We start from the raw sequence: 22751 nt of genomic DNA on the forward strand, positions 1-22751 counted from the left end.
GAAAGTATTCCAAATGACCCAAACCTTATTAATCGAACTCCTCACCGAAGAGCTCCCTCCGAAAGCCCTCAACAACTTGGGCAACAGCCTTGCCGCTTCCATCGTCGAAGGCTTGGAAAAAGAACAATTCATCGAGGGCGCGCCCGAATACACCGCCTACGCCTCTCCCCGCCGCTTGGCCGTGCAAGTGAAAAACGTGAAAGCTGCGCAGGCCGACCGCTTGGTGGTGAAAAAAGGTCCAAGCGTCGCGGCCGGCATGAAAGACGGCGTGCCGACCAAAGCGTTGGAAGGCTTCGCCCGCTCTTGCGGCACCGATATTGCCAGTCTGAAAATCGACAACGACGGCAAACAAGATGTGTATGCTTACGAATTTACCCAACAAGGCCAGCCTTTGGCGGCCTTGATCAGCGACATTCTGGCACAGGCCGTGAAAAAGCTGCCGATTCCGAAAGTGATGCGCTGGGGCAGCAGCACGCATACCTTTGTGCGTCCAGTGCACGGTTTGGTGGTGATGCACGGTGCAGATACCGTGCCGGCTTCGGTGTTGGGTTTGGACAGCCGTAATAAAACCCTCGGCCATCGCTTTTTAAGCAGCGGCGACATCGTGTTTGCTAATGCCGACAGCTATGCTGAAAAAATGCGCAGCGAAGGCAAAGTGATTCCTTCGTTTGCCGAACGCAAAGCCGCTATTCAGACGGCCTTAAACGAACAGGCAGGCCGTCTGAATGCCACTGTAGCCGCCGATGAAGCCCTGCTCGACGAAGTGACCGCGCTAGTGGAGTGGCCGGTGGTATTGGAAGCACAGTTTGAAGAACACTTCCTCGCCGTGCCGCAAGAATGCCTGATTCTCACCATGCAGCAAAACCAAAAATACTTCCCGCTACTCGACCAAAACGGCAAGCTGATGAACCGCTTCCTGCTGGTTTCCAACCTGCAAGCTGAAGACCCGAGCCATATCATCCACGGCAACGAACGCGTATTGCGCGCCCGCTTGGCCGACGCCGAATTCTTCTACAAGCAAGACCAAAAAGCCACGCTGGAAAGCCGTTTGCCTAAATTGGAAAACGTGGTCTATCACAACAAACTGGGCAGCCAAGCCGAGCGCATCAACCGCCTGATGAGCATCAGCGGACACATCGCTAAAGCCTTGGGAGCAGACGTTGCCGTTACCGAACGCGCCGCCCGTTTGGCCAAAGCCGACCTCGTTACCGAAATGGTAGGCGAATTCCCCGAATTGCAAGGCACCATGGGCAAATACTATGCCCGTTTGGACGGCGAAAGCGAAGAAATCGCCCAAGCCATCGAAGCGCATTACCAACCGCGTTTTGCCGGCGACGACCTGCCGCAAAGCAAAACCGCCGCTGCTGTGGCACTGGCCGATAAACTGGAAACCCTCGTCGGTATTTGGGGCATCGGCCTGATTCCCACCGGCGACAAAGACCCCTACGCCCTGCGCCGCTCCGCACTTGGCGTGTTGCGCATGTTGATGCAGCACGATTTGGACATCAACGATCTGCTTCAGACGGCCTACAACAGCTTCCCACAAGGCAAGCTCGCCGACAACACCGTTGCCGAAGTAGCCGACTTCATGCAGGCGCGCTTGGCTGTATTGCTGCAAAACGACCATCCGCAAGACATCGTAGCCGCCGTATTGGCCAAACAGCCCAGCCGCCTCAACGATCTCTCTGCCAAACTGCAAGCCGTGGCCGCGTTCAAACAACTGCCCGAAGCCGCCGCCCTTGCCGCCGCCAACAAACGGGTGCAAAACCTGCTCAAAAAGGCCGATGCCGAATTGGGCGAAGTGAACGAAAGCCTATTGCAGCAAGACGAAGAAAAATCCCTGTTTAGCGCCGCACAAGCCTTGCAGCCGAAAATCGAAGCCGCCTTGGCTGCGCAAGATTTTCAGACAGGCCTGTCTGAATTAGCCAGCGTTAAACCGCAAGTGGACGCCTTCTTCGACCATGTGATGGTGATGGCCGACGATGCCGCCATAAAACAAAACCGCTTGAATCTCTTGAAACAGCTTGCGGATTTGATGAACGCGGTGGCGGATATTGCCCAGTTGGGTGAGTAAGCCAAGCGTTTTGATTTGACGTATTTGATTTGAATAGGATGCCTGTCTGAAAAATGGTTTCAGACAGGCATTTCTATTCTTACCCAGTGACATATGTGGTTTTTTTTAGTTGGCGACTATCGCTTGGCATCGTGGAACGGTCAGGTTCTTTTGCTATATAATGAGCAGCTTATCAATAATGCCTGTCTGAAATGACTTACGATCATATTGCTTTTCATTACACCAACGATTTTCCCGACGACCTTGCCCAAGAAAATGCCGTGCACCACATCGGTTTTTATTTTGCATGGGCTGTTTCGCAAGGCTTGCACAACCCTGAGTGGGCGCAAGCTACGCCGGATTTTGCCAAATTGCAAAAAGGCGAATTGTCAGGCCCGGAGTTTGTCGTAGCCCATATGGGCGGGGAGCTTTCCGAAAACGATTTCAACGAATTGGGTAACCGGTTTACCCGTTTTTATTATGAAGACGAAGAAGAAGGTTACGGGCTGTTTATTGAAGATTATTTCAATGCACTCGGGCTGGAAAGCGAGGATGATTTTTACAGAACCGAGGATACGCCGGAAAATCAGGCCAAGCTCAGCCGCGTTTTTCAGATAGGCTTCGATACTTGGCTATCACGATTGAAATGAAGGCAGATTTATGAATAAAAACATTGCCATCAGCATTAATCGTTTCAGCCGCGGCGGAGGTATGGAAAGCTACACCTTTGATCTGGTCAACCAAATCACCGGAGACGGCCACCCCGTCAAGATTTATGCAGCACGTTTTGATACCGAATTGGCAGAATATGCCAAAGTCGAAGCATGTTTAATCAATCAAAGCCGCGTACCTAAAAAGCTGCGCCCGTTTTTCTTTTCCCACCAGCTGCAAAAACAGCGGGCAAATAATGAATATTTGATTGCATGCAACCCTTCTGATAATGCGGATTTATTTGTGTGTGGCGGGACACATTTGGGGTATTTGAAAGGAATGCAGCAAAGAACCAATCTGCTGGATAAACTCATTATCCGCCGCAACCGCACAAACTATGAAACAGCCAAAAATATCATGGCTCATTCGGCCTTGATGAAACAGGAAATTACCCAGTTGTATGGTATTGATGGCCGGAAAGTTCATGTTGTTTATCCACCTGTTGATACAAAGCGCTTTCATAATGATCACAGCCAAAATGAAGCAGTGCGCCAACGTTATGGCTTCAGACCAGAAGAAACCGTGTTTCTCTTTCCTTCTACCGGCCATAAACGCAAAGGGTTGGATATGCTGGCAGAATTTTTTGAGCATACGGATTTGCCGGTTAAATTGGCAGTGGCAGGTTCCCCTTTGCCCAAACCAATGAATAATGTGGCCGAGTTGGGCTTCTGCAAAAATATGCCGGAGCTTTACCGTGCAGCGGATTACACCATAATGGCGTCTCTTTACGAACCATTCGGTTTGGTGGGCGTTGAATCAGTGTTGAGCGGTACTAAAGTTGTTTTATCTGATAATATGGCTTGCACCGAAGTAATGAAACCTGAAGCAGGTTTCTTCTTCTCGCGCAACGATCCGCAAACGTTGGCTGATGCGGTTGAACAAGCTGTGATGCTGAAGCAGCAAGGCGAGCATAAAATAGCCAATCCGCTTGAGGTTTTAAGCTATAACCCCGAATTGAGCCATCACGTTAAAGCTTTATACCAATTCTTAGATTAATATTCAGCCGCTTCCTTTTGAAAGGCCGCCATGTTACATAATTTTGTAATCAGCATATCTTCAGCCCATGATCGCCGAGACCATATTCGGCAGGAGTTTTCAGCCCAAAATATCCCTTTTGAATTTTTTGATGCAATGACGCCTTCTCCTCAATTAGAGCAGGAGATTCAACGTTTTGTACCGAATTTGGCTCAGCATCAATATCAGATATCGGGCGAGAAAGCCTGTTTTATTAGCCATATACTGCTGTTTCAAAAATGTATTGATGCAAACTTGCCTTACATTGCCGTTTTTGAAGACGATATTTTGCTGGGGAAACATGCCGACGCTTTTTTAGCACAAGATTCTTGGCTGTTGGATCGTTTTTCAACAGATAGCGCTTTTGTGATTAAAGTGGAAACACATTATTTGACCCCGGCCGGTGTGAAGTTTAATTCAGGTATTCCCGCCCACGCAGAGCGCAATTTTGCCGTATTAAGCAGCGTTCACGGCGGTTCGGCCGGTTATATTATCTCGCAACAGGCCATCCGTTTTATATTGGACAAGCTTCAAACTTTACCCGCTGATGAGATTAAGCCGATAGATATTTTATTATTTGGCAACCTGTTGAATCACGGAGATTTAAAAGTTTATCAACTTGTTCCCGCACTTTGTGTCCAAGAATCCCAGATTAACCAAGAAAACAGCCAATTCAAAAGCCAACTTCAATTAGAGCGCGCACAAAACTGGCATCAAAATCCGGAACCTAGAAAAAAGAGAACCTTCAAAGAACGCTTCATCCGCGCATTCGGTAAAGTGAACCGTATTCTAGAAAAACGCCGTCGACAGATTATCCCGTTTCAATAAATACCATCAAAAACCAATAATATGCTTGAAAACATTTTTAAAAATCTAATGCCGCAATATCGGGATTCAGACTGTGTGGTTACCGAACTTGGCGGAATGACGAATAAAAACTATTTGGTTACAGTATCGGATGAACAATATGTTTTGCGCATTCCGGGTGCAAAAACCCAAAACATGATTAACCGTGAATATGAGGCAAAAAACAGCTTAAAAATGTCTCAAGCCGGTTTTAATGTGGAAACATGTATCTTCGATCAGAAAAGCGGCCTTAAAATTACCCGGTTCTTAAAAAATTCCCTGTCTTTAGATCATAAAAGCATTAAAAGCCAAGCAATATTGCAAAATCTGGCTATCCGTTTGTTGGAACTGCATCGAAGCCAAATAAAGCTTGATAATCAATTTGATGTTTTTCAAGAATATACAAAATATTTAGGTTTGCTCCGGAATAAACAATCGTTCTACGACTATAACACCTATATTCCTGATATTTTAGCGTTTTTAGATACAGCACATACGCAATTGAACCAAACCGGCAGGAATAAAGTTGCTTGCCACAATGATTTGGTGCCGGAAAATTTATTGCTACAAAACGATACGCTCTATTTTATTGATTGGGAATATTCAGGGATGAACGATCCTGTATTTGATATCGCAGCGTTCTTTTTAGAGTCACGAATCGATGAAAACGAGCAAAATTTATTTTTGCAAACGTATTATGCAGATAGCGAAGATTTAGCGACAATCAAACGGGATATTTTATTGTACCAATTTACCCAAGACGTATTATGGTTTGTGTGGACATTGGTCAAAGCCGAAGAGAACGAACATTTTGGTGATTATGGTGAGCGACGGATTAGCCGGGCACACAATATTATGCTGGATTTAAAGAAAACATCTGGCTGAACTTTTGCAAAGCTGCCATTTTGGGTGCTTTAATGAGGGGTGTTACTTGTTTTAGTTGAGTTGATACCGGCTGTTTGCGTATTGCATGTTGGTAATGAAATAACCACAAAAACGGTAACGGTGCAGAGCGGCTCTACGTACCTAAGCGTGTGGGCTTGTAGGTAAGGGATACTCAGGCTAAGCCCGGGTATGATGAAAGTAGTCGGAATTAAGGGCATGCCTGTCTGAAAATTTATTTTTAAATAGACATTTGTTGTGCCAGTTGCAGGAATTCCATTGTATCGGAAATGAGATGAACGCTATTATTTTAGCCGCCGGTATGGGCAGCCGTTTTAAAGAAATAGGGCAGAAAACACATAAATCGCTCTTACCTGTAGAAGGGGTGCCAAACTTAGAAAGAACGGTGCTGTATTTACAGCAAGCAGGCATTCACGATATTTGTATTGTGCTTGGGCATTTGGCGGAACAATTTGATTTCTTGAAAGAAAAATACGGATGTAAACTGATTTACAACCCTAAATATCGTGAATATAACAGCATTTATTCTTTTTATTTAGCAAGCAGTTTTTTTACTGATAGCTATGTAATTGATTGTGATGTTGTACTGTTTAAAAATATTTTTCAGGAGCCTTTATCAGGCAGCCATTATTTTTTAATTCCCCGGCCCTTAAGCGAAGAAAAAGAATGGTTGGCTGAAATAAATAATAACCGGATTACGCAAATTGAAGTCAGCAACAAGCCGGGGTACAGTCTGCTCGGAATTTCTTACTGGGATAAAAAAGAGTCGCAAAAAATCTTGGAAAAACTGCCGGATTATATGAGCCTTGAAATTCTGGAAAACAGCAAGCTATATTGGGATAACATTCCATTGGAAATATTATCGACATTGGAAGTAAAACCCTATTTATTACAGCTGAAAGACGGATTTGAAATGGATAATATGGATAATTACAACTTTATTCTCAATAATCTAACGGATTAATAGGGTTTATTGTGACAATGCCTGTCTGAAAAGAATTTGAAACATTATGGATAATCTATTTACCAGTAAATTTTGGATTGCATTGCGTCATCCTTTCAGCAGCCGAAAAAGAAAAGCTGCCAGAAAAGAAATCAGTGACGCGATAGAAGCAGAACGATTCAAGTTATTCCATCAGCTTGCCCCTCAAGCATTACTGGATTTATCGGCGACAATCAAAGCCTATCAGAAGCCGGTTAATATGTGGCTGGAGTTTGGCACATTACTCGGCGCCTATCGAGAGAAAGGTATTATTGCCCATGACTCGGATCTTGATGTGGGTATAGATGAACGAGATTTTACGCCTGAATTAATTCAGCATCTTATGAAACACGGCTTTAAACCCTTACGTAACTACACGATAAAAAGCACGGATGCCGCTATCGATGGATTTTTAGCGGAATATACTTTCCAATACAAAGATGTTGTGAATATTGATTTTTTTGTTTTTAAAACAGTAGGGCAGCATAAAATCTGTTTTTCATTTGATGTTGAAGAAGGTTTATCGGTAAAAAGTACCTTGAAAAAATATCATCAGCATCTTAGGGCAATTCAGATTCAGCTGAATGATTTTGGTTTGGTTGAGAGCGAATTTCTTGGTGGAATATTTCTGATTCCGGATAATACTGCCGAGCATCTGGCAGAAGTGTACGGCACCGATTTCATGATTCCTAAAGCATATTCTTATGAAAATAGAATAAAAGATTACGAGATTTTATTAGATACCAACACGCTTGGGAAACCCAAATTTTTTTCATAAATTTGATCATTGATAGAAAGTTGCTGGCGATTTTGCTATGTCATTATTCAAACAGATTACGCTGCGTTTTTTCGGAAATAAAAAAAGCAATCCGGATTTTGACTTTCACCGAGTATCATCCGTATTAATCAGACCGATGGGGCATGCTGTGGGTGATACGGTTGCTCACATAGCTTATATCCGCCAGCTCAAAGCGATTTACCCTAACTGCAAAATCGGTATTTTTGTAACTGAGCGAAGCCGACCGATTTATGAGCACTGCCCGTTGATAGATGAATTTTTAGAAGACTCTTTTTCTGAATGTATAAAACAGCACAAAAAATGGCAAGTTTATTTAGACTTTTATGAAACTTTCAATAGCCAACACATTATCAAAACAGCTTTATTAGCTGCGGATATCAATATTATTTTTCATAAAAGTGACAAGAAATATTACCATATCGGCAATGTAAAAAATTACGACTTCCACTGCCCGCCTCTTTCAGACAGGCATATGGCGGCGCATCTTCAAACATCGGTATTTGCCAAGTTTTTCACCATTCCTGAGCCTGATGTATCTTTGGAGCCGGATTCCGCAGCACTAAATGAAGTGGCACCTTTCTGGAAAGATGAAGCAGAAAGGAAATACCGTATTTTGCTTGCGCCGCAAGGTAGTGAAGCAACGCGTCAAATTCCTCCAAGCGAGCTGGTAGCACTTATCAATCGCTGCAATCCGGCAGACTTGCAGGACGTGCGGTTTGTGTTATGTAATACAAATAATAGTGAAACATATTTTGAGCAATTGCAGGAGTTATGCAGTGATAATATTTCTTTACTGCTTTCCCCGAAAACCAGTTTGCATCAATACCTAGCTTTGGTTGCATCTGCTGATTTGATTGTTTGCGTGGATAGCGGCACAGTACATTTAGCTTGTGCGTTCAAGCGGCCACTATTGGGTTTTTATGCAAATAATCCGGCGAATATCAGTAAATGGCATCCTTTGTCTTACAAAGGTGTTCCACATATGGTGGTCATTGCGGATTTACCCCCGCCTTCAAAAGAAACCCATCATTTTCCTTTGGATAATGCAAGCGATTGGCTGAATAATTGTATTGTTAGTGGCATTGCCGCCATAAAGTCAGCAAGTCTTCGCATATAATCCGACTCTCGAGCATCACATCCGGCAGCTTTATAACATGTTGCAAACTTAAGCAACCGTATTGGAAAAGGAGAGAGCAATGTTGTTCAGCCAAGAAGCTTGGAAGCGCAATCAGGATTTATATCAAGCCACTTTAAATTTGCCTTTTAACCAAGAGCTGGCTCAAGGTATTTTGGATAAAGACACGTTTTGCCATTATGTGATTCAGGATGCGCATTATTTGGTGGCGTATGGCCGGGCTTTGGCGGTGTGTGGGGCCAAAGCTTATGATGCTGATGGGATTTTGCAGTTTACCGACGCGGCACATGGGGCAATTGTTGTTGAGCGTAGCCTTCACGAAGGATTCATGCAGTAATTCGGCATCACTAGCGAACAATTCGAGCAAACGCCGCTTACAGCTGCCAGCCATCATTACACTTCGTATTTGCTTGCTGTTGCATGGTCTGAAAGTTATCCTGTGGTGTTGGCAGCGCTGCTACCTTGTTTTTGGATTTATGCAGAAGTAGGCAAAGACATCTTTGAAAAATCTGCAACCGGAAACCCTTATCAGGCTTGGGTGGATACTTATGCGGGTGAAGAATTTAATAGCTCGGTGCGCCGAGTAATCGAAACGATAGACAAGGTGGCCGCCGGCTGTGATAACTATACGCTGGAAAAAATGCACGAAGCTTATACAATGTCGGCGAAACTGGAATGGTTATTTTGGGATAGTGCCTACCGGCAGCGCCAATGGGTAGGTTTGGAACGGTTTTGAAATTGAAAACTAAAGTGTGATTTCCTTTTGAAGCCGGAAATTGCCCGGATTTCTTATTCAGAGTGACGAAATAAAAGTTTTCAGACAGGCATTCATGAAATAATAGGGCAATTTAAATTATAAGCGTACCAACCGCCCTTAGTTTATTAGTTTACAGCTAAATATCAAACAGAAAGACAATTTGAATGAAGTTGATTATTCTCGACCGCGACGGCGTGATCAACCACGACCGCGATGATTTTGTGAAATCGGTAGACGAATGGGTGCCGTTGGAAGGCAGTATGGATGCCATAGCATTTCTCACTGAAGCCGGTTACACCATTGCTGTGGCTACCAACCAGTCGGGTATTGGGCGCAAATATTTTACTGTGCAAGAGCTGACTGAGATGCACAATAAAATGCATAAGTTGGCGCAGCAAGCCGGCGGGCAGATTGACGGTATTTGGTTTTGCCCGCATACCGCTGAGGATAATTGCACTTGCCGCAAGCCTCAGCCGGGTATGGTAAACGATATTATCGACCGTTTTGATGCTAAGCCAGAAGAAACCTACATGGTTGGCGACAGCCTGCGTGATTTGCAGGCGATAGAGAGGGCAGGGGGCAAGCCGATTCTGGTGCTTACCGGTAAAGGTAAGAAAACCCTGTCTGAACAAGGCGATCAGTTGCCTGAGCAGACTCAGATATTTGATGATTTGATGGCGTTTTCGCAATATATGATGCAACTGGAGTCAGAAAAAAGCGCATAGTATTTAAGCCATTATTCATTTGTTTGCAAAAGAAAGAACGACATGCTGCTTATCCGAAATTTAATTCACTGGCTGATATTGTGTGTCAGCGCCATCATTATGTTTATTTTGGTGCTGCCCGCTGCTTTAATTCCGCGTGGAGCCAACCAAATTGGCAAGGCTTGGGCACAAGTATTGCTTTGGTCGTTGAAGAATATCGTTGGTTTGAAGTATGAGGTGGAAGGGTTGGAGAACATTTCAGACAGGCCTTCCATTATCTGCTGCAAGCACCAAAGCGGCTGGGAAACATTGGCTTTGCAGGAAGTGTTTCCCCTGCATGTTTATGTGGCGAAAAAAGAGCTGTTTAAAATTCCCTTTTTCGGTTGGGGTTTGAAAATTGCCAAAACTATCGGTATCGACCGCAAAGCAGGTTCGAAAGCGGCAGCAGATATGATCAGGCAGGGTAGGGAACGTAAAAAAGAAGGTTTCTGGATTGCCGTTTTTCCCGAAGGCACGCGTATTAAACCGGGTGAGAGCGGTAAATATAAACAGGGCGCAGCGCGCATGGCCAAAATGCTGGAAATGGATATGGTGCCGGTTGCTGTAAATAGTGGCGAATACTGGCCGCGTGATTCTTTTCTGAAATATCCGGGCACCATTAAAATGATTATCGGCAAACCGATTCCCTATACTGCAGGCGAAGTCGATGAGTTGACGGCATTATGTGAAAATTGGATTGAAGGGCAAATGCATATGATTAGCGGGCAAGGCCCGTGTTATCCAAAGGCATAACCGAATTTTTGTGGTTTGTCTGCTGTAGCTGTTTGAACCGAGTGGAAATAGAAAAATGCCTGTCTGAAATAAACGTTCAGACAGGCATTTCTGGTATGGTAATGAATTAATTTGCCAGCCATTCCTCAATCTGCTTTTCCAAAGCGGGCTCACTCAAGCCCAGTTGGTCAAGCAGCAGGGCTGGATCGCCATGTTCGGTGACGGTGTCTTCAATTGCAGCGAGCAATACGGGTTTGTAGATTTTGTGCTTGGCCAAAAGCTCTAATACTGCGCTACCTGCGCCGCCTTGCTCTGCATTTTCTTCGGTGCAGACAAGATAATCGTGCTCACGAGCTAATTGTAAGATCAGGGATTCATCAAGCGGTTTGACGAAGCGCATATCGGCTACGGTTGCATTGAGTTTTTCTGCAACACCTAAAGAGGGGTGAACCATGCTGCCAAAAGCGAGAATGGCGGTTTTGCTTCCTTGTCTGCGGATAATGCCTTTACCGAGTGGCACGGTTTCCAGATTAGCAGCAGGAACGGCGCCGTTGCCGGAGCCTCTCGGGTAGCGCACCACAGTTGGAACATCCAGTGCATAACAAGTGGAGAGGAGTAGGCGACATTCGGCTTCATCGCTAGGTGCGGCAATCACCATATTCGGAATGCAGCGCAGAAAGCTCAAATCGTACACGCCCGCATGAGTCGGACCGTCGGCGCCGACAATGCCTGCGCGATCAACGGCGAACATTACGGGTAGGTTTTGCAATGCCACATCATGTACCAATTGGTCATAGCCGCGTTGCAGAAATGTGGAATAAATCGCCACCACGGGCTTGGCGCCTTGGCAAGCTAAGCCTGCGGCAAAGGTGACAGCATGTTGTTCGGCAATGCCGACATCAAAATAACGTTCGGGAAAGCGCTGCTCAAACTCTACCAACCCGCTGCCTTCGCGCATGGCCGGCGTAATGGCAACCAGCCTGTTATCAGCTTCCGCTTGATCAATCAGCCATTGTCCGAAAATTTGGGTGTAAGTGGGTTTGGGCGGAACAAGCGGTTTGTCTGCTTCGGATGGGGTGGGTGTTTTGCCGATAGCGTGGTATTTCACAGGATCACGTTCGGCCAGTTTGTAACCATTGCCTTTTTTAGTGATAACGTGCAAAAGCTGCGGGCCTTTTTTGCTGCGCAACTCGCGGAGTACGTCAACCAAGTGCTCAACATTGTGGCCGTCTACCGGGCCGGTATATTCAAATCCGAAGTTTTCAAACAGTGAGAGTGACTGCTTAATATGATCTCCTTCACTGGCAATGGCTTTGATTTTGTGTTCGACTTTTTGTGCAATTTCCAGCGCGCCGGGTAATTTATCCAGCACTTTACCGGTTTGGTTTTTGATGGTGCTCAATACGCCGCGCATATCGCGAACGACGTTGCTTGCTAAATATTTAGGAAGCGCGCCTACATTAGGGGAAATCGACATTTCATTGTCATTCAGAATAACCAGCAGATCAATATCCATATCGCCTGCGTTATTTAAGGCCTCGAAGGCTTGGCCGGCTGTCATCGCGCCGTCTCCGATTATGGCAACGCTGCGGTTGCTTCGACTTGCCAGCTTGTCTGCCACTGCCATGCCTAAAGCTGCACCGATAGATGTGGAAGAATGGCCTACACCGAAATCATCGTATTCACTCTCGCTGCGCTTGGGAAAACCCGCCAAGCCGCCGTATTGGCGCATAGTGTGCATCCGATGGCGGCGGCCGGTGAGGATTTTATGCGGATAGCTTTGATGGCCGACGTCCCACACCAAATGATCATTGGGTGTGTTGTAAACATAATGTAGTGCAATGGAAAGCTCTATAGCGCCAAGATTGCTTGCAAAATGACCGCCGGTTTTGCTTATACTTTCCAATAAGAATTCGCGCAATTCGCCGGCCAGACGCGGCAATTGCGTTTTTTCCAAGCAACGCAGATCGCTTGGAAAGTTTATGGTATCTAATAATGGTGTGCTCATAAGGCGGTCTTTTGGTAAGTATGGTTATAAGCGTTGATTATAACAAGTTTTGTGCCAAACTGAATATGCTTTACCGATGCCTGTCTGAAACGTTTTTTCAGACAGGCATTTTGAATCAAAACAGAATTTTCTCACACTATCCCCTTTAAATTATTGCTAAAACGGAGTACATTTCAAAGCTGATTCAATTTAATCAGGACACAGCCAAAATGGAACGTTTTTCCAAATCTCATAAGCTAGACCATGTTTGTTACGACATCCGGGGCCCGGTACACAAAGAAGCTTTGCGTCTTGAAGAGGAAGGGCATAAAATTCTGAAGCTCAATATCGGAAATCCGGCACCTTTTGGCTTTGAAGCGCCTGATGAGATTTTGGTGGATGTTATCCGCAACCTGCCTTCTTCGCAGGGATATTGTGATTCAAAAGGCCTTTATTCCGCACGAAAAGCCATTGTTCATTATTATCAAACCAAAGGCCTGCGCGATATCACAGTGAATGATGTTTATATTGGCAACGGGGTGTCTGAATTAATCACGATGGCTATGCAGGCACTTTTGGATACCGGTGATGAAATTCTTATTCCTGCGCCGGATTATCCTCTTTGGACAGCCGCCGCCACTTTGGCAGGGGGCACTGTGCGCCATTATTTGTGTGACGAAGAGAATGAATGGTTTCCTGATATTGAAGACATCAAAGCCAAAATCACGTCAAATACCAAAGCCATCGTTATTATTAACCCAAATAATCCGACTGGTGCGGTGTACAGCAAAGAAATCCTGCTTGAGATTGCGGAAATTGCCCGTGCTCATAACCTGCTGATTTTTTCAGATGAAATTTATGACAAAATCCTTTATGACGGTGCGGTACACCATCATATTGCCGCACTGGCGCCCGATTTGCTGACCATTACCTTCAACGGTCTTTCGAAATCTTACCGTGTTGCCGGTTTCCGCCAAGGTTGGATGGTGCTCAATGGGCCGAAAAGGCATGCGCAAGGCTATATTGAAGGCTTGGACATGTTGGCATCTATGCGTTTGTGCGCAACTACACCTATGCAACATGCTATTCAAACTGCATTAGGTGGCTATCAGAGCATTAATGATTTGGTGCTTCCGGGTGGTCGGCTTTTGGAGCAGCGTAATAAAGCTTATGAAATGCTGGTACAAATTCCCGGTATTTCCTGTGTGAAGCCTAAAGGCGCTATGTATCTTTTCCCTAAAATTGACACAGAAATGTATAACATTCATGATGATATGCAATTTGTGTTTGATTTGCTCAAACAGGAAAAAGTATTGCTGGTGCAAGGCACCGGTTTCAACTGGCCGAAGCCGGATCATTTCCGTGTGGTTACTTTGCCTTATGTGCACCAGATAGAGGAGGCGATGAACAAACTGGCGCGTTTCCTGAAGCACTACCATCAATAATTTGACTGTGTAACTAGAAATAACGGTGCATTATGCAGATAAAAAATGCCTGTCTGAAAACATGCTTTCAGACAGGCATTTACTTTTAAGTCCCAACCAATCACTTAATCTTTTAAGAAGGTTACACCTGCTAATTGTGATTGCAAGATAGCATTGCGAATGGTAGACAGAGCCTTAGGCCGTATGAAATTACGGCGGTAAGCCAAAATAATACGCCGTTCCGGTGCATTATCTTTAAAAGGTATGATACTGAACAGCATGTGATCGTTTTCTGTTAACGCAGTTGCCGGTAATACGCTGATTCCCAAACCGCTGGCAACCATATGGCGGATAGTGTTAATAGAGCTGCCTTGCAGGGTGTTGGTCAGCCCCATGATTTTTTGGCGCGAGGCCAGTTCGGAACAGCTATCCAGCACTTGATCACGCATACAATTACCTTCGGTAAGCAATAATACTTGCTCCTCGGAAAGTTGTTGGGTGTCGACTGCATCAAGTTCTTCAAAGGGGTGTCCTTTAGGAACAATGACAAAAAACGGCTCATCGTAGAGTGGCATACTGATGATACCGGGCTCATGAAAAGGTTCTGCCACGATAATGGCATCTAAGTCACCGCGCTTGAGTGCTTCGGTAAGTGCTTGCGTGTAATTTTCGTCAAGCATCAGCGGCATTTTCGGCGCAGTTTCGCGTAGTGAAACAATCAGTTTCGGCAAAAGATAAGGGGCAACGGTAAAGATCAAACCAAGCTTGAAAGCGCCTTCCAGCTCATTTTGTTCTTCCGAAGCCAAGTGTTTGATAATCTCGGCTTCTTCAAGTACCTTGCGCGCTTGAGCAATGATGCGTTCTCCCGCCTCGGTAGTGATGATTTCACTACTGCTGCGATCAAATAATGACACTGAAAGCTCTTCTTCCAGCTTTTTAATGGCGATAGAGAGCGTGGGCTGGCTTACAAAGCAGCGCTGGGCAGCGCGACCGAAGTGCCGCTCTTGCGCCACGGCAACGATATAGCGTAATTCGGTCAGTGTCATTTTTTAGCCTTCTTTTTTCTGGTCGGGTAATGTAATGTTTAATTCAAGTACATCAAGCCCGTTTTGTTTTTCTTGGGAAATGCGGATATCGTCTAGTGATACGTTGACGTATTTCGACAATACTTCCAGCAATTCTTTTTGCAAAGTCGGCAGATAATCCGGAGCCTGCTCTTTCACGCGCTCTTGTGCAATGATGATTTGCAAGCGGTCACGGGCGACTTGTGCGGTTTTGGGCTTGCGGCCGAACAGGATATCAATTAAAGCCATGGAATTAACCTCCGAACAGGCGTTTGAAGAAGCCTTTTTTCTCGGCATCCAGGAAACGCATTTCGCGGTTTTCGCCTAACAAACGGGAAATTACGTCTTTATAAGCTTCAGCAGCCACGGCATCTTGCTGGTGGATAACGGGAGAGCCGGCATTAGAAGCTTGCAATACATTTTGTGATTCGGGAATCACGCCAATTAACGGAATACGCAGGATATCTTGGATATCTTGTACGGAAAGCATCTCGCCTTTTGCAACACGCTCGGGAGAATAGCGCGTAATTAACAGATGTTCTTTAACGGTTTCACCTTTTTCAGCTTTACGGCTTTTGCTACCCAAGATGCCTAAGATGCGGTCTGAGTCGCGTACACTGGATACTTCAGGGTTGGTGGTAATAATGGCTTCATCTGCAAAATAGAGTGCCATTAATGCACCGGTTTCAATGCCGGCCGGAGAGTCGCAGATTACATATTCGAAATCCATTTTTTCGGTGAGCTCGTTAAGCACTTTTTCTACGCCTTCTTGAGTCAGTGCGTCTTTGTCACGAGTTTGAGAGGCTGGCAGGATAAATAGGTTATCGCAATGTTTGTCTTTGATGAGTGCTTGGTTGAGTGTAGCCTCGCCTTGGATGACATTGATTAAGTCGTATACTACGCGGCGTTCGCAGCCCATGATTAGGTCAAGGTTGCGCAAGCCGACGTCAAAGTCGATAACGGCGGTTTTGTGGCCGCGCAGAGCCAAACCTGTTGCGATGCTGGCGCTGGTAGTCGTTTTACCTACGCCGCCTTTACCTGAAGTTACTACAATGATTCTTGCCACGGTGTTTCCTTCTGTTGATTTGATTAATGTTAATTAATTTTACCATCATCTTATTCTGCATCAATTGCACTGATGATTAAACGGTCGTCTTGCAGGTATACCTGCACAGGCTTATGGTTAAGGTGGGCGGGCAGGTCTTGTTCGAAGGTGCGGTAAATTCCTGCCACAGAAACCAGCTCGGCCTGCATGGAGTGGATAAATATTCTGGCATTTCGGTTGCCGCTTGCGCCGGCTAATGCGCGGCCACGCATGGGTCCGTAAATATGGATATTGCCATCGGCAATGAGTTCTGCACCTTTGCTGACCATGCTGGTTATAATCAGATCACCGTTTTCTGCATACACTTGTTGGCCTGAGCGGATGGGAGAGGAAACGAAAACGGTTGGCTTGCTGATAACAGTTGCTTGGGGTTGTTGTCTAACCTCGGCAATAGTTTCAGGTTGCTGTATTTTGGTTTGCGGAATGTCTGAACTGTTTGCGCCGCCAATTTGACAAAAGGGCAGGCCGTGTTTGGTGGCAATTTGGCTCCATTGTTCGTGTTCGTGGCGTAAGCCGGCTAGTACTAAGCCGTGGCTTCTAATAAGGGAAGCGATGCCGCCGACATTTAGGTCGGCGGGGTTGTCAAAGTCCTGCACGTCAAGCAGGAGCGGCATATTTAGTTCTTTATATTGGGTAGCGCGCTGCTTTAGAGCTTGATCTATTTTTCCTAAATCACTTGTGTGGATTTGTAGTGCTAGAGCGTCGAGGCGCGCGGATTTCACGTCAAAAACGGTATTCATTTTAAAATGGTTACCATAAAAAAATTTAATTAGTGGAAGTTTACCGCGTAAAACAAACCTATTCAATCTATGCTGGGTAGTAATGATGAAAAAAGATTTGAACGGTGGCTTGGTGTGTGAAGAAAGGTAAAGTTATGCGGCTATTTTACAACGTGATTGAAACAATGCCTGTCTGAAACATCTTTTCAGACAGGCATTGTCGGTTGTGGCGGATATTCAGTTTTTGTGTTGTTTCCGGCTATGTAATAAGGAGAAGAGAATGGAGATACCTAGTGCGCAGAATATAATAATCAATGAAACTCCTACTGGTATGTGTGTCCACTTAACGATCAACATTTTTATGCCGATAAAGCTGAGTACGAATGCCAAACCGTAGTGAAGGAATGCAAAACGATCGGCAATGTCAGCCAGAAGGAAATACATGGCCCGTAAGCCTAAAATGGCAAAGATGTTGGAGGTTAATACAATGAAAGGATCGGTGGTTACGGCAAAAATCGCAGGGATGCTGTCAACTGCAAATATGACGTCTGAAAGTTCGACCATAATTAGAACCAGCAGCAAAGGTGTTGCAACACGTTTACCATTTTCAATAGTAAAGAAATTTTCGCCGTCCAGATTATGGCTTACACGGATGTGCTTTTGAAGCCAGATCAGTGCTTTGTTGTGTGACAAATCTTCTTGTTCGTTATCTTCGCCGTGTTTGAGCATTTTCAGGCCGGTATAAAGCAGAAATGCCCCAAACACATATAATATCCATGAAAATTCTCTAACTAATACGGTGCCGATAAATATCATGATGGTGCGAAGAATAATGGCGCCAAATACGCCATACAGCAATACGCGGTGTTGGTATTGAGATGGAACTTTAAAGTAGCTGAAAATCATCAGAAATACGAAAAGGTTATCAACCGCCAATGATTTTTCAAGTACGTAACCTGTGAAAAATTCCATCACTTTTTGTGTAGCAATGTGTTGACCGACAGCTTGGTTGTGGGCTAATTCCCAATAAAGCCACCCGGCAAAGCCGCAAGAAACAGTCACCCATATAATAGACCAAATGAGTGCTTCTTTTATGCGTACTTTGTGCGCACCTGTTTTTTTTAATGACAACATGTCAATGACAATCATAACCAAAACAGCAACACAAAACACACCGTAAAACAACGGTGTGCCTACCGATATTTGAGGATGCATTATTGAAAATACCTAAATCGAATAAAGTTCAGTCAGTTATTTTAGCAGAAGTGCAGGTAATAAAAGAAAAATGGGTTTAGCATAGTGTTGGGAGTCAATGCCTGTCTGAAATTAAATAGCTCATTCAGACAGGCATTTACCAACTAAGATAAAACATAGACTTGGCTAAGAAAACAATCAGTATCATGTGGCAGAGCACCGCCCTGTGGATATATTTAGACCATGCTGGTGTCAATGTGCCACGCCGCATTTTGCTGACTGCAATGATAAAGTGTAATAAAACACTGAGCGCTAAAAAAACCTTAAAAACCAGTTGAATGGAAAAGGGTGAACTAAGCGGTGGAGAAAATGCCGCTGCATAACGGTGTGCCATAATTAGCCCCGAAATGAAAACGCCGATAACGACTACAGGCATTACACGGGTAGCTCGTCGTGAAATAGCCTGTTCGGTTTCCTTGCGAGCTTCACGAGAAACCTGCTTGTTATGGATTGCACTTAATATCAGCATTTCAAAAAATACGCCGCCTACAAAGATGATGGCGCAAAATAAATGAGCAATATGAGCAATGGCATAGGTTCTCATAACATAATCCAGTAAAACTTTAACGATGAAAAAATATCTTACGATCAGGCATTGCAAGGTTGATTCATCAATTATTGTATGTATTAATAACAATTTGGAATAGATCAATTATCTACCAATTGCGAATTTAAGGAGTTTATTATGAAAAATACCGTAACTAAGATTATGACAGTAACAGTAGTCGCTGCGTTGCTCTCAGCCTGTCAAGGCATGACAACCACTCAGCGTAATACTGCAACTGGTGCGGTTATTGGTGGTGTGGCAGGTAATCTAATCGGTAAAGATACAGGCTCTACATTGGGCGGTGCTGCATTGGGTGGTGTCATTGGTAGTCAAGTTAAATAATCTACCGAGTTAAAAAACTAGGTTGATTAAATTCGATGTATATCATCTATAAATAAATGCCTGTCTGAATTTTCAGACAGGCATTTATATTGTTTGAATCAATGTTTGAATCAAACGTAGTTTCTAAAAAACATTAGCTATGTTCATAAAAGTAATGCATCGTGTTTTTTTTGTGTGATCGGTAGCTAAGAGCGTAGTAAATAATTCTCTTGTAAAGCTTTTTGATGTATTCCATTGACTTGATTCTTGTAAGGCGGCTATAATTCCGCTCTTGTCGGCATGGTGTCGGCAAGTATTTAACTCAACAGGACGAGAAAATATGCCTACTATTAATCAATTGGTACGCAAAGGCCGTAAAAAGCCTGTGTACGTAAATAAAGTGCCCGCACTGGAAGCCTGCCCGCAAAAACGCGGCGTATGCACCCGTGTGTACACTACTACTCCGAAAAAACCAAACTCTGCATTGCGTAAAGTATGTAAAGTACGCCTGACTAACGGTTTTGAAGTGATTTCATACATCGGTGGTGAAGGCCACAACCTGCAAGAGCACAGTGTAGTGCTGATCCGCGGCGGTCGTGTAAAAGACTTGCCAGGTGTGCGTTACCACACTGTTCGCGGCTCTTTGGATACTGCAGGTGTTAAAGACCGTAAGCAAGCCCGTTCTAAATACGGTGCAAAACGTCCTAAGTAATTTATTAGGATTCATCAGGCACGTAGGCAGCTTTAAAAAGGCTGTCGAGTAAGTGAATATCCTGTTGGATATTCATGGGAAATGCCCAACTGAATAGATATTTAAGGAATTAAAAATGCCAAGACGTAGAGAAGTCCCCAAGCGCGACGTATTGCCGGATCCGAAATTCGGCAGCGTTGAATTGTCTAAATTTATGAATGTTTTGATGATTGACGGTAAAAAATCAGTAGCTGAGCGTATCGTGTACGGTGCACTTGAGCAAATCGAGAAAAAAACCGGCAAAGCAGCTATCGAAGTATTCAATGAAGCCATTGCTAACGCCAAACCTATCGTGGAAGTGAAAAGCCGCCGTGTCGGTGGTGCCAACTATCAAGTTCCTGTTGAGGTGCGTCCTTCTCGCCGTTTGGCCCTGGCAATGCGTTGGGTGCGTGATGCTGCCCGTAAACGTGGTGAAAAATCAATGGATTTACGCTTAGCGGGTGAATTGATTGATGCGGCTGAAGGTCGTGGCGGTGCAATGAAAAAACGTGAAGAAGTACACCGCATGGCTGAAGCCAACAAAGCATTCTCTCACTTCCGCTTCTAATCTAGATTTAGAAAGGCGACCAAAATGGCTCGTAAAACCCCTATCCAACTGTATCGTAATATTGGTATTTCAGCCCATATTGATGCAGGTAAAACTACTACGACTGAACGTATCTTGTTCTATACCGGTTTGACTCATAAGCTTGGTGAAGTGCACGACGGTGCAGCAACTACCGACTATATGGAGCAAGAGCAAGAGCGTGGTATTACCATTACTTCTGCCGCTGTAACTTCCTACTGGAAAGGTATGGCCGGTCAGTTTAAAGAACACCGTTTCAACATTATTGATACCCCGGGACACGTTGACTTTACCGTAGAGGTAGAGCGTTCTATGCGTGTATTGGATGGCGCGGTAATGGTTTATTGTGCGGTGGGTGGTGTTCAACCACAATCTGAAACCGTATGGCGTCAGGCCAACAAATATCAAGTTCCACGCTTGGCATTTGTGAATAAAATGGACCGTCAAGGTGCCAACTTCTTCCGCGTAGTTGAACAGATGAAAACTCGTCTGCGTGCTAACCCTGTGCCTATTGTTATTCCGGTAGGTGCAGAAGATAACTTTAGTGGTGTGATTGATTTGTTTAAGATGAAATCAATCATTTGGGATGATGCTTCCCAAGGTACTAAGTTTGAATATGGTGAAATTCCTGCTGACTTGGTTGCTACGGCTGAAGAGTGGCGTCAAAATATGATTGAAGCTGCTGCGGAAGCCAGCGAAGAGTTGATGGATAAATATTTGGGCGGCGAAGAGCTGACTGAAGAAGAAATTATTGCCGGTTTGCGTCAACGTACGTTGGCCGGTGAAATCCAACCAATGTTGTGCGGTTCTGCTTTCAAAAACAAAGGTGTCCAACGTATGTTGGATGCTGTAGTAGAGTTGTTGCCATCTCCAACTGATATTCCTCCAGTGCAAGGAGAAACGCCTAACGGCGAAAAAGCCAGCCGTGAAGCCAGTGATGATGCTAAATTCTCTGCATTGGCATTTAAAATGTTGAATGACAAATATGTTGGTCAGTTGACATTCATTCGGGTTTATTCTGGTGTGGTTAAGTCGGGTGATACTGTTATCAATTCGGTAAAAGGTACACGTGAACGTATTGGTCGCTTAGTGCAAATGACTGCCGCTGATCGTACTGAAATTGAAGAAGTTCGTGCGGGTGATATTGCTGCCGCGATTGGTTTGAAAGATGTAACGACCGGTGAAACCTTGTGTGCTGAAGATGCGCCAATCGTATTAGAGCGTATGGAATTTCCAGAGCCAGTTATTCACGTTGCTGTAGAACCTAAAACCAAAGCAGACCAAGAAAAAATGGGTATTGCTTTAAACCGTCTTGCAAAAGAAGACCCTTCTTTCCGTGTTCGCACTGATGAGGAGTCTGGTCAAACTATTATCTCTGGGATGGGTGAGTTGCACTTGGAGATTATCGTTGACCGAATGAAGCGTGAGTTTGGTGTGGAAGCCAATGTTGGCGCACCGCAAGTAGCTTATCGTGAGACTATTCGTAAAGAAGTGGAATCTGAAGCGAAGCACGTTAAACAGTCTGGTGGTAAAGGTCAGTATGGTCACGTAGTGATCAAGATGGAGCCAATGGAACCTGGCGGTGAAGGTTACGAATTTATTGATGAAATCAAAGGTGGTGTAATTCCACGTGAATTTATTCCATCTTGTGATAAAGGTATCCGTGATACGCTGCCCAATGGTATTGTTGCCGGTTATCCAGTAGTAGATGTTCGTGTACGTCTAATTTTTGGTTCTTATCATGATGTTGACTCATCTCAAATTGCATTTGAATTGGCTGCTTCTATGGCTTTCAAGGAAGGTATGAAAAAAGCTAGTCCAGTGTTGCTCGAGCCGATTATGGCTGTTGAGGTGGAAACTCCGGAAGAGTACATGGGCGACGTAATGGGTGACCTGAATCGCCGCCGCGGTATCGTATTAGGCATGGATGATGATGGTATTGGTGGTAAAAAAGTTCGAGCAGAGGTACCCTTGGCTGAAATGTTCGGTTATTCTACTGACCTCCGTTCTGCTACTCAGGGCCGTGCTACTTACTCTATGGAGTTTAAAAAATATGCCGAAGCTCCTGCTCATGTAGCAGCTGCTGTTACCGAGGCGCGTAAAGGCTAAGGTATTAAGGTATTTGTTAGGCTGTCTAGATAGCTGAAGTTTTCCAGGCAGCCTTTGTTCTTTAAAATGATCTTTTGTGTAAAGGAATTAGCTAATGGCTAAGGAAAAATTTGAACGTAGCAAACCGCACGTAAACGTTGGCACCATTGGTCACGTTGACCATGGTAAAACCACACTGACCGCAGCGTTGACAACTATTCTGGCTGAAAAATTCGGCGGTCAGGCAAAAG

Annotated in this window: 23 protein-coding genes and 1 pseudogene; 17 read left to right on the top strand and 7 right to left on the bottom strand. The window is 44.7% G+C overall.

Translation table 11 applies throughout. The features are described 5' to 3' along the window. Positions 1–13 precede the first annotated feature (13 nt). The 11 genes and pseudogenes from glyS to AKG09_RS04750 all read left to right on the top strand — a co-directional run bounded on the left by glyS (position 14) and on the right by AKG09_RS04750 (position 10696). Positions 14–2074 (top strand): glycine--tRNA ligase subunit beta, encoded by a 2061-nt coding sequence (gene glyS / locus AKG09_RS04700; RefSeq protein WP_054618311.1) that lies wholly within the window; start codon positions 14–16, stop codon positions 2072–2074. A 191-nt stretch (positions 2075–2265) separates the two neighbouring features. Beyond that, positions 2266–2703 (top strand): hypothetical protein, encoded by a 438-nt coding sequence (locus AKG09_RS04705; RefSeq protein ID WP_054618312.1) that lies wholly within the window; start codon positions 2266–2268, stop codon positions 2701–2703. A 10-nt stretch (positions 2704–2713) separates the two neighbouring features. After that, a complete protein-coding gene (locus AKG09_RS04710; protein WP_054618313.1) occupies positions 2714–3760 on the top strand; it encodes a glycosyltransferase family 4 protein in 1047 nt (348 codons plus the stop codon). Positions 3761–3790: 30 nt separating this feature from the next. After that, positions 3791–4606, top strand: coding sequence for a glycosyltransferase family 25 protein (locus tag AKG09_RS04715; protein ID WP_054618314.1), 816 nt, complete (start codon positions 3791–3793; stop codon positions 4604–4606). A gap of 21 nt (positions 4607–4627) precedes the next feature. Then, positions 4628–5509, top strand: a complete 882-nt coding sequence (locus tag AKG09_RS04720) for a choline kinase family protein (protein ID WP_054618315.1) — start codon at positions 4628–4630, stop codon at positions 5507–5509. A gap of 292 nt (positions 5510–5801) precedes the next feature. Then, the gene (locus AKG09_RS04725) at positions 5802–6491 is read left to right on the top strand and encodes an NTP transferase domain-containing protein (RefSeq protein ID WP_054618316.1); all 690 of its coding nucleotides are present in this window, start codon (positions 5802–5804) and stop codon (positions 6489–6491) included. Positions 6492–6537: 46 nt separating this feature from the next. Beyond that, positions 6538–7287 carry a LicD family protein gene (locus tag AKG09_RS04730; RefSeq protein WP_054618317.1) on the top strand — a complete coding sequence of 250 codons (750 nt, stop codon included), beginning with the start codon at positions 6538–6540 and terminating at the stop codon, positions 7285–7287. A gap of 37 nt (positions 7288–7324) precedes the next feature. Then, on the top strand, positions 7325–8425 hold the full coding sequence (locus tag AKG09_RS04735; RefSeq protein WP_054618318.1) for a glycosyltransferase family 9 protein: 1101 nt from the start codon (positions 7325–7327) through the stop codon (positions 8423–8425). A gap of 79 nt (positions 8426–8504) precedes the next feature. Next, positions 8505–9179, top strand: a pseudogene (gene tenA, locus AKG09_RS04740) (thiaminase II). 185 nt (positions 9180–9364) lie between these two features. Next, a complete protein-coding gene (gene gmhB, locus AKG09_RS04745; RefSeq protein ID WP_054618319.1) occupies positions 9365–9925 on the top strand; it encodes a D-glycero-beta-D-manno-heptose 1,7-bisphosphate 7-phosphatase in 561 nt (186 codons plus the stop codon). Between the two features lie 42 nt (positions 9926–9967). Next, the gene (locus AKG09_RS04750) at positions 9968–10696 is read left to right on the top strand and encodes a 1-acyl-sn-glycerol-3-phosphate acyltransferase (protein ID WP_054618320.1); all 729 of its coding nucleotides are present in this window, start codon (positions 9968–9970) and stop codon (positions 10694–10696) included. A 106-nt stretch (positions 10697–10802) separates the two neighbouring features. Here the strand turns inward: AKG09_RS04750 and dxs are convergent, their stop codons facing one another. Next, the gene (gene dxs, locus AKG09_RS04755; protein ID WP_054618321.1) at positions 10803–12683 is read right to left on the bottom strand and encodes a 1-deoxy-D-xylulose-5-phosphate synthase; all 1881 of its coding nucleotides are present in this window, start codon (positions 12681–12683) and stop codon (positions 10803–10805) included. Between the two features lie 209 nt (positions 12684–12892). On the opposite strand from dxs, the gene AKG09_RS04760 reads away from it, so the two are divergent. Further along, the gene (locus AKG09_RS04760; RefSeq protein ID WP_054618322.1) at positions 12893–14107 is read left to right on the top strand and encodes a pyridoxal phosphate-dependent aminotransferase; all 1215 of its coding nucleotides are present in this window, start codon (positions 12893–12895) and stop codon (positions 14105–14107) included. Between the two features lie 104 nt (positions 14108–14211). On the opposite strand, the gene AKG09_RS04765 is transcribed toward AKG09_RS04760, so the two are convergent. The 6 genes from AKG09_RS04765 to AKG09_RS04790 form a co-directional block, all read right to left on the bottom strand. Further along, positions 14212–15132 (bottom strand): LysR substrate-binding domain-containing protein, encoded by a 921-nt coding sequence (locus AKG09_RS04765; RefSeq protein ID WP_054618323.1) that lies wholly within the window; start codon positions 15130–15132, stop codon positions 14212–14214. A 3-nt stretch (positions 15133–15135) separates the two neighbouring features. Then, positions 15136–15399 (bottom strand): cell division topological specificity factor MinE, encoded by a 264-nt coding sequence (gene minE, locus AKG09_RS04770; protein WP_009115846.1) that lies wholly within the window; start codon positions 15397–15399, stop codon positions 15136–15138. A gap of 4 nt (positions 15400–15403) precedes the next feature. Then, positions 15404–16216: a septum site-determining protein MinD gene (minD, locus tag AKG09_RS04775; RefSeq protein WP_054618324.1), complete on the bottom strand. Its 813-nt coding sequence runs from the start codon at positions 16214–16216 to the stop codon at positions 15404–15406. A 50-nt stretch (positions 16217–16266) separates the two neighbouring features. Then, positions 16267–16995 carry a septum site-determining protein MinC gene (gene minC / locus AKG09_RS04780; protein WP_054618325.1) on the bottom strand — a complete coding sequence of 243 codons (729 nt, stop codon included), beginning with the start codon at positions 16993–16995 and terminating at the stop codon, positions 16267–16269. Between the two features lie 216 nt (positions 16996–17211). After that, positions 17212–18189 (bottom strand): TerC family protein, encoded by a 978-nt coding sequence (locus AKG09_RS04785; RefSeq protein ID WP_054618326.1) that lies wholly within the window; start codon positions 18187–18189, stop codon positions 17212–17214. 136 nt (positions 18190–18325) lie between these two features. Further along, entirely contained in the window at positions 18326–18772 is a 447-nt protein-coding gene (locus AKG09_RS04790; RefSeq protein WP_054618327.1) for a CopD family copper resistance protein, read from the bottom strand. 141 nt (positions 18773–18913) lie between these two features. On the opposite strand from AKG09_RS04790, the gene AKG09_RS04795 reads away from it, so the two are divergent. From AKG09_RS04795 to AKG09_RS04815, 5 genes are all read left to right on the top strand, one after another. After that, positions 18914–19117: a glycine zipper 2TM domain-containing protein gene (locus AKG09_RS04795; RefSeq protein WP_009115851.1), complete on the top strand. Its 204-nt coding sequence runs from the start codon at positions 18914–18916 to the stop codon at positions 19115–19117. Positions 19118–19436: 319 nt separating this feature from the next. After that, positions 19437–19808 (top strand): 30S ribosomal protein S12, encoded by a 372-nt coding sequence (rpsL, locus tag AKG09_RS04800; protein WP_003783497.1) that lies wholly within the window; start codon positions 19437–19439, stop codon positions 19806–19808. Positions 19809–19923: 115 nt separating this feature from the next. Beyond that, positions 19924–20394 carry a 30S ribosomal protein S7 gene (gene rpsG / locus AKG09_RS04805; protein ID WP_009115852.1) on the top strand — a complete coding sequence of 157 codons (471 nt, stop codon included), beginning with the start codon at positions 19924–19926 and terminating at the stop codon, positions 20392–20394. Between the two features lie 24 nt (positions 20395–20418). Beyond that, on the top strand, positions 20419–22521 hold the full coding sequence (fusA, locus tag AKG09_RS04810; protein ID WP_054618328.1) for an elongation factor G: 2103 nt from the start codon (positions 20419–20421) through the stop codon (positions 22519–22521). A 94-nt stretch (positions 22522–22615) separates the two neighbouring features. Then, positions 22616–22751: GTP-binding protein (locus AKG09_RS04815; RefSeq protein WP_231623893.1), on the top strand; the 136-nt coding region annotated here is incomplete at its 3' end.

This window comes from Neisseria sp. 83E34 (assembly GCF_001308015.1).
Classification (GTDB): domain Bacteria; phylum Pseudomonadota; class Gammaproteobacteria; order Burkholderiales; family Neisseriaceae; genus Neisseria.